Genomic DNA, 12,759 nt, shown 5'->3' on the forward strand with positions numbered 1-12,759 from the left:
GGGGGGGGGGGGCGGGGGGGGGGGGGGGGGCCCCGGGGGGGGGGGGGGGGGGGGGGGCACCGCGGTGGCTGTCGGTACACGCTGTCCGACAGCGTCAACGGTACACCGAAACAAAATGTTCGGGTGGACGAAATGGGGCGGGCGTGTTGTGGGGGTCTTTGGGGTGAGGAGGTGCTGGGTGAGTGGGTTGTTCGGGTGTGGTGTGGGGTCAGAGGTGGCGGGTGGTGTCGATGTTGAGGGACATGCCCGCCAGGCCGCGGCGGCGGACCGCGAGTTTGTCGGCGATATCGCGCAGCGCCTTGCCCGAGGCGCTGTCGGGGGCGCGCAGGACGATGGGGGTGCCCTCGTCGCCCGCCTCGCGCAGCGACTGTTCGATCGGGATCTGGCCCAGCAGCGGGACATTCGCGCCGATGGCGCGGGTGAGGTTCTCGGCGACGGTCTGACCGCCGCCGGAGCCGTAGAGGTCCATGCGGGTGCCGTCGGGCAGGTCGAGCCAGGACATGTTCTCGATGACGCCCGCGATGCGCTGGCGGGTCTGCAGCGCGATGGAACCCGCGCGCTCGGCCACCTCGGCGGCGGCCAACTGGGGGGTGGTCACCACCAGGATCTCGGCATTGGGGATGAGCTGGGCCAGCGAGATGGCCACGTCGCCGGTGCCGGGCGGCAGGTCGAGCAGCAGCACGTCCAGATCGCCCCAGAACACGTCGGCGAGGAACTGCTGCAACGCCCGGTGCAGCATCGGACCGCGCCACACCACGGGCGTATTGCCCTGGGTGAACATGGAGATCGAGATGACCTTCACGTCGTGCGCGACGGGCGGCATGATCATCCGCTCCACCTGGGTGGGCCGCTGGTCGGTGCCCAGCATGCGCGGCACCGAGTGGCCGTAGATATCGGCGTCGAGCACGCCCACCGCGAGTCCGCGCGCGGCCATGGCGGCCGCGAGATTCACGGTGACGCTGGACTTTCCAACGCCACCCTTACCGGAGGCCACCGCGTACACGCGGGTCAGCGATCCGGGCTGGGCGAAGGGGATGACCGGTTCGGCGGCGTCGCCGCGCAGCTTGCGGCGCAGCTCGGTGCGCTGCTCGTCGTTCATGACGTCGAGGGTCACGTCGATCGCGCCCACATGGGGCACGTCGGCGACCGCCTTGGTGACCCGCTCGGTGAGCGTGGTCTTGAGCGGGCACGCCGCCGTCGTCAGGTAGATCTCGACGTGGACACTGCTGTCGGCGCCGATCTCGACGCTCTTCACCATGCCCAGTTCGGTGATCGGCTTCCGGATCTCCGGGTCGTCCACCTTCGCGAGCGCGCCCCGCACATCCGATTCCGTTACCACTGGCATGTACGCCAGTCTATGGGCCTGGGATGTGCGGCATCCATGGGCCTGGGATGTGCGGCATCCATGGGCCTGGGATGCGCGGCATCCATGGGCCTGGGATGCGCGGCATCCATGGGCCTGGGATGCGCGGCATCCATGAGCCTCAGATGCGCGGCAATTGGGCGGGCTGCGGTGCGACGCCGCTCTGGTAGGCGACCTGCCAGGCCATCACGTTGGCGACGTAGGCCATGGAGTTGTTGTAGCGGAGGATGGCGCGGGTCTGCTGCGCCCGATCCCGCATGTCGAGTCCGCCCGAACACAGGTATTTGCCCGCGGTGAGGGTGGCGTCGAAGAGGTTCTGCGGGTCGGCGATGCCGTCGCCGTTGCCGTCGGCCGCGTAGTGCTTCCAGGTCTCGGGCAGGAACTGCATGGGACCGACCGCGCGGTCGTAACCCTGGAGCCCGTCCAGGGATCCGCCGTCGGAATCGTAGATCACGTGGTTGCCGTACAGGCTGCCGTCCAGCACCGGTCCGTAGACGGGGGTGAGCGGGTTGCCGCCGTCGTCGGCCTTGCCGCCGAAGACGTGCCGGGATTCCACGCGGCCGATGCCCGCGAGCATGGACCACGACATGCCGCAGGTCGGATTCTCCGCCGCCAGTACATGTTCCGCGTTCTTGTACGCGGCCTCGGCGATGCCGGGCATATCGAGCGGACCGGCGGGGGCGGCGGCCGGAGCGCGGCCGTCGGGCTGCGCGACCGTGCGCACCTGCGGCGGTGGTGGCGGCGCGGCCTGTTTGGCCTCTCGCAGCAGGAGTTCCGGGGCGGCGGCTACCGGTGCGGCGGCCGCCTCGAGTCTGGGTAGCTGATCGTCGGCATCGGACGAAATCCGTTGCTGCACAGAGCTTGCCAGCTTGTCGGCCAGACTGCCGTCGGCCGCCCCGGTGACGGTGGCGAGTCCCGCGGGAACGAGACCGGTGAGTGCGATAACAGACTGCCGACGCACATTGACGGCCGGCGGCTTGCGGTGACGTCCCACGGTGTGATGGCCCTCCATTGCTGTCCGGATGTGCCCTCGGTAATGCAATGGAGATCACGGTACCGCATTCGAGATCTGTTCGTTACTCCTTCGTGATCCTTTTTCTCGTTTGCGTCACGGAGCCGGGGCCGGGGGCGGCGGAGGCAGCGGAATCGTGATGCCGAACGGCAGCGTGATGGCCGGTGCGGGCGGCGCGGCGGGCTCCTCCGCGGGCGCGGGAGCCGAGCCCTCGGCGGGCGCGGGCGGTGCGGATTCCGTTGGCAGCACCGGATTCTCGGGCTGCGGCTGCGGTGCGGGCTGCGGCGGCTGGGCGGCCTCGGGGGCGGTGCAGGACGCCGGGGTCGGCAGCGGCTGGCCGTCCGGACCGAACTGCTGTCCGGTCAGGTCGGGCTTGGCCGATTCTTCTGCTTTGCCCACTTCCGGTGCCGCGTTCGCCGCGCCCATCGGATCCGGCATCGGCGCCGGAACCGCTTCCTGCGCACAGGGGTTCGGCGGGGGCGGCGGGCAGAAGATGCCGCACGGAATCGGCGGCAGACCCGGAATGGTGATCATCACCTGGGTCGGCGTCTGCTGCGGCGCGACGGTGTTCGACGGCGGCTGCTCCGACGTGGTCGGGGCCGGGAGCGTGTTGTTGGCCAGCGTCATATCCGGCACGGACGCCGTCGGAATGCTGCCCGGGGCGATGAGATCCGGCGAGATGCTGACCTGGGTGGGCGCGCCGCCGGTCTTGTAGGCGTGCGACCAGCTCAGCACCTGGGCCGCGTACGACATGGAGTTGTTGTAGCGCAGCACGGCCCGCAGCTGCTGCTGCTGATCGCGCAGGTTCATATTGCCGGAGCACAGGTACTTGCCCGCGGCCAGCGCGGCGTCGAAGACATTGTGCGGATCGGAGACGCCGTCGCCATTGCCGTCGGCGGCGTACAGCGCCCAGGTGCCGGGCAGGAACTGCATGGGACCCAGGGCGCGCACATAGCCGCCGTCGGCGGCCTTGATGATCTCGTTGCCCGGCAGGGTCCCGTCCAGCGCCGGGCCGTAGATGGGCGTGACGGTGGTGCCCGCGGCGTCGGTGCGGCCATTGCTGGCATGTCCGGATTCGATGCGTCCGATTCCGGCCAGCAGATTCCACGACAGCCCGCAGCCGGGCATGGAGGACTCCAGTGCCAGCTCGGCATTGCGGTAGGCGGCGAGCACGATCTCCGGAATGCCGAGTACGCCGGCGCCGCCGGGCAGCGCGATGTCCTGCAGCGGCACGGTGCCGTTGAACATGCCGTCGGCGGGTGGGGTCAGGGCGCGCAGTTTGCGCGGCGGCTCCGGGGCGGCGGGCACCAGTCCGACGAGTTTGTCGGAGGTGGGTTGGTCGGCGGCGACGGCGTCGACCGCGCTGGCGGCCAATAGGGCGTCGGGGGCCTGGGGTGCCTCGGTTCTGTGGGTGGTGTTGGTGGCCGATCCGGCGGTGACGAGTCCGGCCAGGATGAGAGCCGATGCTGTCACCGGAGCTGCTATTCGTTTTGGCACCACACAATCCCCTCAACAGTCGTGGAGCAACCGGTAGCGCGGTGACACCCACCTCAGTGGGAAGGTGTCTGAGTCGGTTACTCGGAACAACGTGATCCAGGTTACCCATCCGTAAGCTTGTTGTGTGCAACTTGTGCCGTCATTCGCCATCTTTTTGCGGCGAAACTACGACCTCGGACCTCTTTCTCTCGGTACCCTTCTTCTTTTTGCGTTCGCCTGACCGGTCTGATTTATCTGTTCCACCTGCGGATTCGCCGTCCAGACGGGTGATCAGATCCTTGATGTCCTCGAGTTCGCGCCGCAGATAGTCACGGGTCGCGACCTCGCCGACGGCCAACCGCAGCGCCGCCAGCTCCCGAGCCAGGAACTCGGTGTCGGCCTTGGTCTGGGCGGCCCGCATCCGGTCCTCCTCCAGCGCCACCCGGTCGCGGTTGTCCTGCCGGTTCTGCGCCAGCAGGATGAGCGGCGCGGCATAGGCGGCCTGAGTGGAGAAAGCCAGGTTGAGCAGGATGAACGGATACGGGTCCCAACGCAGGCTCACCGCGAAGACATTGAGCGCGATCCACACCACCACCACGACGGTCTGGATCGCCAGATAGCGCCCGGTGCCCAGGAAGCGGGCCACGCGCTCGCTGGAGCGGGCCAGCGCCTCGGCGTCCCAGTCGAACCGGAAGCGCGACTCCGACGGCGTCTCCAATCGCCCCCGGGGGCTGTGGTCGGTCATGGCTTGCCTCCCGGAAGCTTGTGCGCGACAACGGTTCCGGTCGCCTCGGCGAGCTCGTGCTCATCCTGTTCGCGCCAGTCCTCGGGCAGCAGGTGGTCCAGCAGATCGTCCACCGAGACCGCGCCGAGCAGGTGGTTCTCGTCGTCGACCACCGGTCCGCACACCAGGTTGTAGGTGGCGAAGTAGCGGGTGACAGCGGTGAGCGACGCCTCCGGGCGCAGCGGGCTCAGATCGGTGTCGAGAATGCCGCCCACCAGGTGTGCCGGAGGTTCGCGCAGCAGTTGCTGAATGTGCACGCAGCCCAGATAGCGGCCGGTGGGCGTCGCGGTCGGCGGGCGCACCACGAAGACCATGGAGGCCAGCGCCGGGGTGAGGTCCGGATCGCGCACCCGGGCCAGCGCCTCGGCGATGGTGGTGGAGGCGGTCAGCACTACCGGGGAGGGCGTCATGAGGCCACCTGCGGTGTAGGGCGCATGCTCGAGCAGCCGCCGCACCGGTTCGGACTCCTCCGGATCCATCAGGGCCAGCAGTGATTCCGCCTCGCCCGCGGGCAGCTCGCCGAGCAGGTCGGCGGCGTCGTCGGGGTCCATGGCCTCGAGCAGGTCGGCCGCGCGTTCGGTGCCGAGCTGTTCCAGCAGCTCGATCTGGTCGTTCTCCGGCATCTCCTGCACCACATCGGCGAGGCGCTCGTCGTCGAGCGCGCGCACCACCTCGATGCGGCGCTTCTCCGGGAGTTCGCGCACCAGGTGCGCGACATCCGCCGCCCGCATGCCCTCGAATTGCTCCAGCAGCTGGGTGACGTCCTGCCCCGGCAGGTTCAGCTCCGTCTGAGTCAAACCCCGCACATGCGACCACGCGACCACATGCACGGCCCCGCGGCGACGGAAGGCCGAGCCCAGCCGGCGGCGTTCGCGCACCGCCACCCGGGACACCACCCAGTCACGGGTGCGGGTCTGCTCCAAACCGAGATCGGTCACCACCACATCGATATTGCCCAGTTCCGGCAGTTCCGGATCGTCCACGCGCACGGTGGAGTCGATGATCTGGGCGATGGCGAGCATCTCACCGTGCCGCTGCTCGAAGCGGCGCACGCTGATGGTGCCGGTATTCAGGGTGATCGCGCCGGGTTCGATCGAGGTCACCCGCAGCATGGGCACGAAAATGCGCCGCCGGGTGGGCAGTTCGACGAGGATGCCGAGGATGCGCGGCTGCTGCCGGTCGTACCGGATGGAGATCACCAGATCACGGAGGCGGCCGATAGACTCCCCGTCCGGTCCCAGTACCACCAGGCCCGCGAGCCGGGCGGCGAATACCTTCGTCGCTGCCATAACTGTCAGGCTAGAGGGTCTGGCGGCCCGAATTGTCGCGCCACGAGCGCGGATGTGAGAGGTGACGCATGACATCGCGCCGTTCGGTACTCGCCGTACCCGGCAGCAATCAGCGCATGATCGAGAAGGCCAAAGGACTCGCGGCCGACGAGGTGTTCCTGGACCTCGAGGACGCGGTCGCACCGGCGGCGAAGGCGGCGGCACGGGCGAACATCGTCGCGGCGCTGAACTCCGGCGGCTGGGGCGACCAGATCCGCGTGGTGCGGGTCAACGACTGGACCACCGAGTGGACCTACGCCGACGTGATCATGGTCGTGGAGGGCGCGGGCGCGAATCTGGACGCCATCCTGCTGCCCAAGGTCACCGACGCGGGCCAGGTGCGCGCCCTGGACCTGCTGCTGACCCAGTTGGAGAAGGCCAACGGCCTCACCCCCGGCGGCATCGGCATCGAACCGCAAATCGAGAACGCGCTGGGCCTGCGCAATATCGACGAGATCGCCACCGCCAGCCCGCGGGTGCAAACCCTCGTCTTCGGCCCCGCCGACTTCATGGCCAGCATCAGCATGCGCACCCTGGTGGTGGGGGAGCAGCCCGAGGGCTACGAGCCGGGCGACGCCTACCACCACATCTATATGACGATCCTGCTCGCCGCCCGCGCGCACGGCCTCCAGGCCATCGACGGCCCCTATCTGGCGGTCCGCGATATCGAGGGCTTCCGCCGCAATGCCGCCCGCACCGCCGCGCTCGGCTTCGACGGCAAGTGGGTATTGCATCCGGACCAGATCGCAGCGGCCAACGAGATCTTCAGCCCGCGCCAGGCCGACTACGACAAGGCCGAGGAGATCCTGGACGCGTACGCCTTCCACACGTCCGCCGATGGCGGCGCGCGGGGCGCGGTTATGCTGGGTGACGAGATGATCGATGAGGCCAGTGCGAAGATGGCGCAGGTCATCGCTGATAAAGGACGGGCGGCCGGAATGACGCGAACCACGCGTTTCGTTGGCCCCGCCGACGAGCAGAAATAGCATGATATGGCTATGACCAATCCCATGGGGACACCGAACAACCGCAACCGGCCGGGACTGCCGACGCCCCCGTCGGGCTGGCCGGTCGGGTCGTACCCCACCTACGCCGAGGCGCAGAAGGCCGTCGACTATCTGGCGGACAACCACTTTCCGGTCGAGAACGTCACCATCGTCGGTGTCGACCTCATGCAGGTCGAGCGCGTGCTGTACCGGCTGACCTGGGGCAAGGTCATCGGCGGCGGCATGGTGTCGGGCGCGTGGCTTGGCCTGTTCATCGGCCTGCTGCTGAGCCTGTTCCGGCCAGAGGGCAGCAGCAGCCTGGGCATCATCGCGGTCGGCCTGGTCGGCGGCATCATCTTCGGCCTGATCTCGGCGGCCATCCCGTACGCCGCCACCCGCGGCCAGCGCGACTTCGCCTCCACCATGCAGCTGGTGGCGGGCCGCTACGACGTGCTGTGCGAGCCCAAGGCCGCCGAGCAGGCTCGGGACATGCTGGCGAGGCTGGCGATCTAGCGGATGGATGTGATCGACGACGTCCGGGCCGCGGTGCTCGGACACTTCGGGGTGGTATCGGCCGATTCCGCCTCGGTGACCTTCCTCGGGCTGGAGCCCATCGAGATCCTGCGCGTGCCGGCGGGTGATCTGGTGCACTACGTGACGCTGGGCGGCTCCCGCCATCCGATGACCGATCCCACCGCGGCGCTGGCCGATCCGCTGCGCGGCCCGCGCGCGGAACTGGTGCTCACCCAGTTGGGCAGTGCGGGCGCGAGTTCCGGCCTGGTGCGCACCCTCGGTGTGCTGGTGGCCACGCCCGCCGTGGAAGGCGTTGTGCTGCAACCGGATGCGCTACTGGATCTGGGGGAACCACTGTGGCACACCGCCCGTTTCACCGCCGTGCTGCTCGGTGCGAGCGATATGGCCGAGGTGAAGCTGCCGGAACCGGCGGAGCCCGTACGCTTTCTGACGGTCACCCCGATCACCGCGACCGAGGCCGCGTGGGTGCGGATTCGCGGCGCTGCGGCCCTGTGCGACGCCTGGTCCGAAGCGGGCATCGACGTGCGCGATCCCGACCGGGGCGCGGCCAACCTCTGACCGGCGCTCTCACAACCACCTGTTGCGCCGGAAGAGCACGAGCAGCACGCCGCAGGCGCTCAGGATGATCCCCCAGATCAGCGGATAGCCGAAGGGCCACGTCAGTTCCGGCATGAACTCGAAATTCATGCCGTAGATGCCGGCGACCATGGTGGGCACTGCCGCCATGGCGGCCCACGCGGAGATCTTGCGCATATCGGTGTTCTGCTGCACGCTCACCTTCGCCAGCGCGGCGCTGATCAGCGCGCTGAGCTGTTCGTTGAAATCGGTGATGCGCTCGGCCACCGCCGTGTGGTGGTCGGTGACATCGCGCAGGTAGCGCCGGATCTCCTTCGGCAGCGGCAGCGCGGTGTCGTGGGTGAGGAACTGCAGCGGCAGCGCCAGCGGGTTCACCGCCCGGCGCAGTTCCACCACTTCGCGTTTGAGCTGGTAGATGGGTTCGACGGTGAGCTTGTTCCCCGGGGTGAACACCGCCTCCTCCATCAGGTCCACATCGTCTTCGATGCGTTCGGACACCTCCACGTAGGCGTCCACGACACGGTCGGCCACGGCGTGCAGCACGGTGGCCGGGCCGAGGGCGAGATGTTCGGGGTCGGCCTCGAGTTCGTGGCGCACGCCGGTCAGGGCGGTGTGGTCGCCGTGGCGCACGGTGATCACGAAATCGGTGCCGAGGAACACCATGATCTCGCCGGTGCTCACGATCTCGCTCACGGTGTTCAACTCGTGTTCGTGGTAGTCGACCGTGCGCAGCACCACGAACAGCGTGTCGTCGTAGCGCTCCAGCTTGGGGCGCTGATGCGCCTGCACCGCGTCCTCGACCGCCAGGTCGTGCAGGCCGAACGTGCGGGCCACGTCGGCCATCTGGGTGGCGTCCGGCTCGTAGAGCCCGAGCCAGACGAAGCCCGCGCCGCGTTCGCGGACCTCGCGCAGGGCCTGCTCGTGGGTGAACCGTCCGGGAAGCCGCTTGCCCGCCACGTACACCCCGCAGTCCACGACGGCGCGCGCGGTCGGCACCGGGATGCGCGGTCGGTCCCTGTCGGCGGCGCGGCGCGGCCCGCGGAACGACGGCAGCGGCGGCATGGTGGGCACGGCCCGATGCTATCCGCGCGGGGTCGGTGGAACCGCGTGTGACGGGCGGGGCGAACAAGATCGATACCGGCGCAGGCAAGATGGACCCGTGCGCATCGATCTCCACACCCATTCCACCGCCTCCGACGGCACCGACACCCCGGCCGAACTGGTCCGCAACGCCGCGGCCGCCGGACTGGACGTGGTGGCGCTGACCGACCACGACACCACCTCCGGCTGGACCGCGGCGGTCGAGGCGCTGCCGCCGGGGATGACGCTGGTACGGGGGATGGAGATGTCGTGTGTGGGCATGGGCGAGGACGGGTATCCGGTGCCGGTGCACCTGCTGGCGTACCTGTTCGATCCCTCCGACGAGTCGTTCGCGCAGGAGCGCGAGCGGCTGCGCGCCGAACGTGTGGTCCGGCTGCGCGGGATGGCCGAGCGCATGGCGGCCGACGGCCTGCCCGTCGATCCGGAGGAGCTGATGGCCTCGGTGGGGCCGTCGGCGGGTCGACCGCATCTGGCGCGGGCGCTGGTGGCGGCCGGGGTGGTGCCCAGTGTGGACGCGGCCTTCCAGGATCTGCTCGCCCCGCACGGCCGCTACTACGTGGAGAAGGCGGATACCCCGCTGCGGCGCGCGGTGGAGATGGTCGCCTCGGCCGGGGGTGTGAGTGTGGTGGCGCACGCGCGGGCGCGCAAGCGCGGACGGCTGCTGGCGCTGGACGATATCCGCGATCTGGCCGCGATCGGCCTGGGCGGCCTGGAGATCGACCACCCCGACCACAATGCCGCCGACCGCGCGGTGCTCACCGAGCTGGCGGCCGAACTGGGCCTGCTGACCACGGGCTCCTCCGACTACCACGGCAGCAACAAGACCATCCGGATCGGCGAATTCACCACCGATCCGGAGCAGTTCGAGGAATTGGTGGGCAAGGCGACGGGTGTGCCGGTGATCTCCAAGGGGACGTCATGAGGGTGGTGCGGGGGTTGAGCGGTGTCGTCGCCGGGGGGACGGTGGTGCTGGCGGCGACGGTGCTGGGGGCCGGAATCCTGGGGGCGCGCAAGGACTTCCCCGGGCCGGGGGTCGGCGTGATCGCCTGGCACATCGCGGCGGCGGTGCTGGCGGTCGGGGTGCAGGTCTACGCCGACCGTCGGCGGACCTGGGGCGCCACGCTGGTCGGCGCGGTGATCGTACTGGCGACGGGCGCGGCGCTGCTGTGGACACAGTGGTGGGATTAGGTCTCAGTCGCTGTCGTTGTAGCGGCGCAGGTAGTCCGCGAATCGGGCGACGTCGGCGTCGTCCCAGTCCAGGAAGCGCAGGGTGAACGCTTCCCGCCGCCGCTCGTCGGCCTCGCGGGCGATCTCGCGTCCGGCCGCGGTGGCGTGCAGGACATGGTTGCGCCGATTGGTCGGATCCACTTCGCGCCGTAGGTAATTCGCCTGTTCGAGGGTGCTGACCTGGCGGCTCACGGTGGATTTGTCGAGGGCGAAGTGCTGGGCCAGCTCGGCGGCCAGACAGCCGTCGCGTTCGATCACCAGGTCCAGGATGGTGAACGCCACCAGGGACAGCTCCGGATGCAATTCCGCCGATCTGCCGCGGGCGCGGCGGGCGAAGGCGGTGAGCTCGCGCTGGATGCTCTGGATGGCCGCCGCACGGGTGGGGTAGGCGGACTCGGAATTCATGGTTGTATCATACAACGATAATAGTTGTATTTACCAACCATTGGAGAGTGTATGGCCTCGCCTCAGCTGCGGCACCTCGCCGGTCACCTGCTCACACCGCTGCTCATGTGCCTCGGCATGGGCCTCGCCTACCTGGGCGCGTTCCACCAGCCCGAACCCCACCACCTCCAGGTCGCCGTCATCGGTGACAGCCCGGAGGTCAAGGTCCTCGCCCAGACCCTGAAGGACGGCGGCGGTGCCGCGCTCGAGGTGATGACCCTGCCCGACCGCGAGCAGGCCGTGGCGCGACTGCGCGACCGCGAGCTCTCCGGTGCGTACCTGCCCGGTCCGGGGCGGCCCGAACTGCTGGTCGCCAAGGCCGGTTCGGATACCACCGCCATGGCCGTCGAAGCGGTCTTCGGCCAGGTCGCCGCCCGGCAGGGCGCACCGCTGACCGTCACCGACGTGGCCGCCCCCGCCGCGGGCGATCCCACCGCGCAGGGCCTGTTCTTCCTACTGGTCGCGTTGAGCATCGGCTCGTACACCAGCGTCGCGGTGATCGGTGCGGCCGGTGCCGCGCTCTCCATGGGCGTGCGCGCTCTGCTCGGCCTGGGCATGTCGCTGGCGGTGAGCGTGATCGGCATCGTGCTGGCCGGTCCGGTGTTCCACATCGTGGATCACGGCTACGCGGGGGTCTGGGGTCTGGGCCTGGTGTACAGCGCGGGCATCGTGGCGGTGGGCATCGGCCTGCACACCTTCCTGCAACGCTGGACCACGCTGGCGCTCATGGTGCTGTTCGTCATGCTCAACTTCACCACCGCGGGCGGCGTGTACGGCCCCGAACTCCAGAACGGCTTCTTCGGCGCGCTGCACGCCTTCTGGAACGGCGCGGGTTTCGTGGAGGGCGCGCGCGGGCTGCTCTACTTCGACAATGCCGGACTGGGCGGACGGCTGCTGAGCCTGCTGCTGTGGTTGGCGGCCGGGCTGGCACTGGTGATCGTGGCGGCGCGCTACGAACGCGCGCGGTCCGAGCGGTCGCGGCAGCCGACCGAGAGCGAGATCGAGGCGGAAATCGAGGAAGCCGTCGGCGTCTGAATTCCATTCCCCGAGTAATCGATAACAACTCTGTCTCGGTGCGGAGATCGGAACGCGGATAACGGTTGCGGCCGGTTGAACTGTGGTCGAACATCTGTCGATATGACCGAATTCGAGGCCGATGTGCTCGTATTGGGCGGTGGCCCGGCGGGCTGCTGGGCCGCCTTGGCGGCGGCCGCCCGCGGCGCTCGGGTTCTCGTGGTCGACAAGGCGCGCGCGGGGGCCAGCGGCCCCACCGCGTGCGGCACGGTCTCGCTCTGGAACCTGCCGCCCGGCCCGGCCCGCGACGAGGCGGTGCGACAGGGCTTCGCGGGTGGCAAGGGCCTCGGTGATCCGGAGTGGATGTACCGGGTCCTCGACGAGACGCACCGGCGCGTGGAGCAATTGGTGCGCCGCGGGTTCCGGGTCGGCGGCGAACCGGCGGCCGGACCCACCCGGGTGGTGCTCGACGGGGCCAAGTACCTCGGCCGCATGCGGCGCAGCATGGTGATCGCGGGGGTGCGGATTCTCGACCAGCATCCCGCCCTGCAACTGCTCACCGATCGCGACGGCCTGGTCTCCGGCGCCGCCGGGATCGCCCTGGCCAAGGGGCACCGCGCCTGGACCGCCCGGGCCGCCGCCGTGGTGGTGGCCACCGGCGGCTGCGCCTTCCTGTCCGGCGGCGCGGGCACCGACGTGGACACCGGCGACGGACTGCTCATGGCCGCCGAGGCCGGAGCCGAACTCTCGGGGATGGAATTCTCCAGCGCCTACGCCCTGGCACCCACCGGGGTCACGGGCGCGCCCGCGGTGTTCGCGCCGGATCTGCTCATGTACCTGGCGACCCGGCCCGACGAGCGGTCGACGGGCTGCGGTCGCGAATTCGGTTCCCGGGCCGAGGCGTTCGCCGCCAT

14 protein-coding genes are annotated in these 12,759 nt (G+C 69.5%); 7 read left to right on the forward strand and 7 right to left on the reverse strand.

What is annotated here, in order from left to right; all coding sequences use genetic code 11:
- Positions 1-208: 208 nt before the first annotated feature.
- The 5 genes from QK444_RS21090 to QK444_RS21110 all read right to left on the reverse strand — a co-directional run bounded on the left by QK444_RS21090 (position 209) and on the right by QK444_RS21110 (position 5,924).
- Positions 209-1,345 carry a P-loop NTPase gene (locus QK444_RS21090; protein WP_029931471.1) on the reverse strand — a complete coding sequence of 379 codons (1,137 nt, stop codon included), beginning with the start codon at positions 1,343-1,345 and terminating at the stop codon, positions 209-211.
- A 139-nt stretch (positions 1,346-1,484) separates the two neighbouring features.
- On the reverse strand, positions 1,485-2,357 hold the full coding sequence (locus QK444_RS21095) for a lytic murein transglycosylase (RefSeq protein ID WP_282782882.1): 873 nt from the start codon (positions 2,355-2,357) through the stop codon (positions 1,485-1,487).
- A gap of 114 nt (positions 2,358-2,471) precedes the next feature.
- Entirely contained in the window at positions 2,472-3,848 is a 1,377-nt protein-coding gene (locus QK444_RS21100) for a lytic transglycosylase domain-containing protein (RefSeq protein ID WP_282782884.1), read from the reverse strand.
- Between the two features lie 163 nt (positions 3,849-4,011).
- A complete protein-coding gene (locus QK444_RS21105) occupies positions 4,012-4,596 on the reverse strand; it encodes a DUF1003 domain-containing protein (protein ID WP_282782886.1) in 585 nt (194 codons plus the stop codon).
- On the reverse strand, positions 4,593-5,924 hold the full coding sequence (locus QK444_RS21110; RefSeq protein ID WP_282782888.1) for a CBS domain-containing protein: 1,332 nt from the start codon (positions 5,922-5,924) through the stop codon (positions 4,593-4,595). The genes QK444_RS21105 and QK444_RS21110 overlap by 4 nt, the downstream gene beginning before the upstream one ends.
- 68 nt (positions 5,925-5,992) lie before the next feature.
- On the opposite strand from QK444_RS21110, the gene QK444_RS21115 reads away from it, so the two are divergent.
- Genes QK444_RS21115 through QK444_RS21125 form a run of 3 tightly spaced genes read left to right on the forward strand, consistent with a single transcriptional unit; the run spans position 5,993 to position 8,041 of the window.
- The gene (locus QK444_RS21115; protein ID WP_282782890.1) at positions 5,993-6,949 is read left to right on the forward strand and encodes a CoA ester lyase; all 957 of its coding nucleotides are present in this window, start codon (positions 5,993-5,995) and stop codon (positions 6,947-6,949) included.
- A gap of 12 nt (positions 6,950-6,961) precedes the next feature.
- On the forward strand, positions 6,962-7,462 hold the full coding sequence (locus QK444_RS21120) for a general stress protein (RefSeq protein WP_029931477.1): 501 nt from the start codon (positions 6,962-6,964) through the stop codon (positions 7,460-7,462).
- Positions 7,463-7,465: 3 nt separating this feature from the next.
- Entirely contained in the window at positions 7,466-8,041 is a 576-nt protein-coding gene (locus QK444_RS21125; RefSeq protein WP_282782892.1) for a suppressor of fused domain protein, read from the forward strand.
- Between the two features lie 9 nt (positions 8,042-8,050).
- Here the strand turns inward: QK444_RS21125 and corA are convergent, their stop codons facing one another.
- Entirely contained in the window at positions 8,051-9,121 is a 1,071-nt protein-coding gene (gene corA / locus QK444_RS21130; protein ID WP_282782904.1) for a magnesium/cobalt transporter CorA, read from the reverse strand.
- Between the two features lie 97 nt (positions 9,122-9,218).
- On the opposite strand from corA, the gene QK444_RS21135 reads away from it, so the two are divergent.
- Together QK444_RS21135 and QK444_RS21140 are read left to right on the forward strand one after the other, a co-directional pair.
- A complete protein-coding gene (locus tag QK444_RS21135) occupies positions 9,219-10,082 on the forward strand; it encodes a PHP domain-containing protein (RefSeq protein ID WP_282782894.1) in 864 nt (287 codons plus the stop codon).
- Positions 10,079-10,348: a hypothetical protein gene (locus QK444_RS21140; protein WP_282782896.1), complete on the forward strand. Its 270-nt coding sequence runs from the start codon at positions 10,079-10,081 to the stop codon at positions 10,346-10,348. Before QK444_RS21135 ends, QK444_RS21140 begins: the two co-directional genes overlap by 4 nt.
- Before the next feature lie 3 nt (positions 10,349-10,351).
- Here QK444_RS21140 and QK444_RS21145 read toward each other — a convergent pair whose 3' ends face one another.
- On the reverse strand, positions 10,352-10,792 hold the full coding sequence (locus QK444_RS21145; RefSeq protein WP_282782898.1) for a MarR family transcriptional regulator: 441 nt from the start codon (positions 10,790-10,792) through the stop codon (positions 10,352-10,354).
- A 51-nt stretch (positions 10,793-10,843) separates the two neighbouring features.
- On the opposite strand from QK444_RS21145, the gene QK444_RS21150 reads away from it, so the two are divergent.
- A complete protein-coding gene (locus tag QK444_RS21150) occupies positions 10,844-11,866 on the forward strand; it encodes a hypothetical protein (protein ID WP_282782900.1) in 1,023 nt (340 codons plus the stop codon).
- A gap of 102 nt (positions 11,867-11,968) precedes the next feature.
- Positions 11,969-12,759 (forward strand): FAD-binding protein (locus QK444_RS21155; RefSeq protein WP_282782902.1); only part of this gene is annotated, 791 nt, incomplete at its 3' end.

The sequence above is a fragment of the Nocardia sp. CC201C genome (assembly GCF_030010695.1).
GTDB lineage: Bacteria > Actinomycetota > Actinomycetes > Mycobacteriales > Mycobacteriaceae > Nocardia > Nocardia otitidiscaviarum.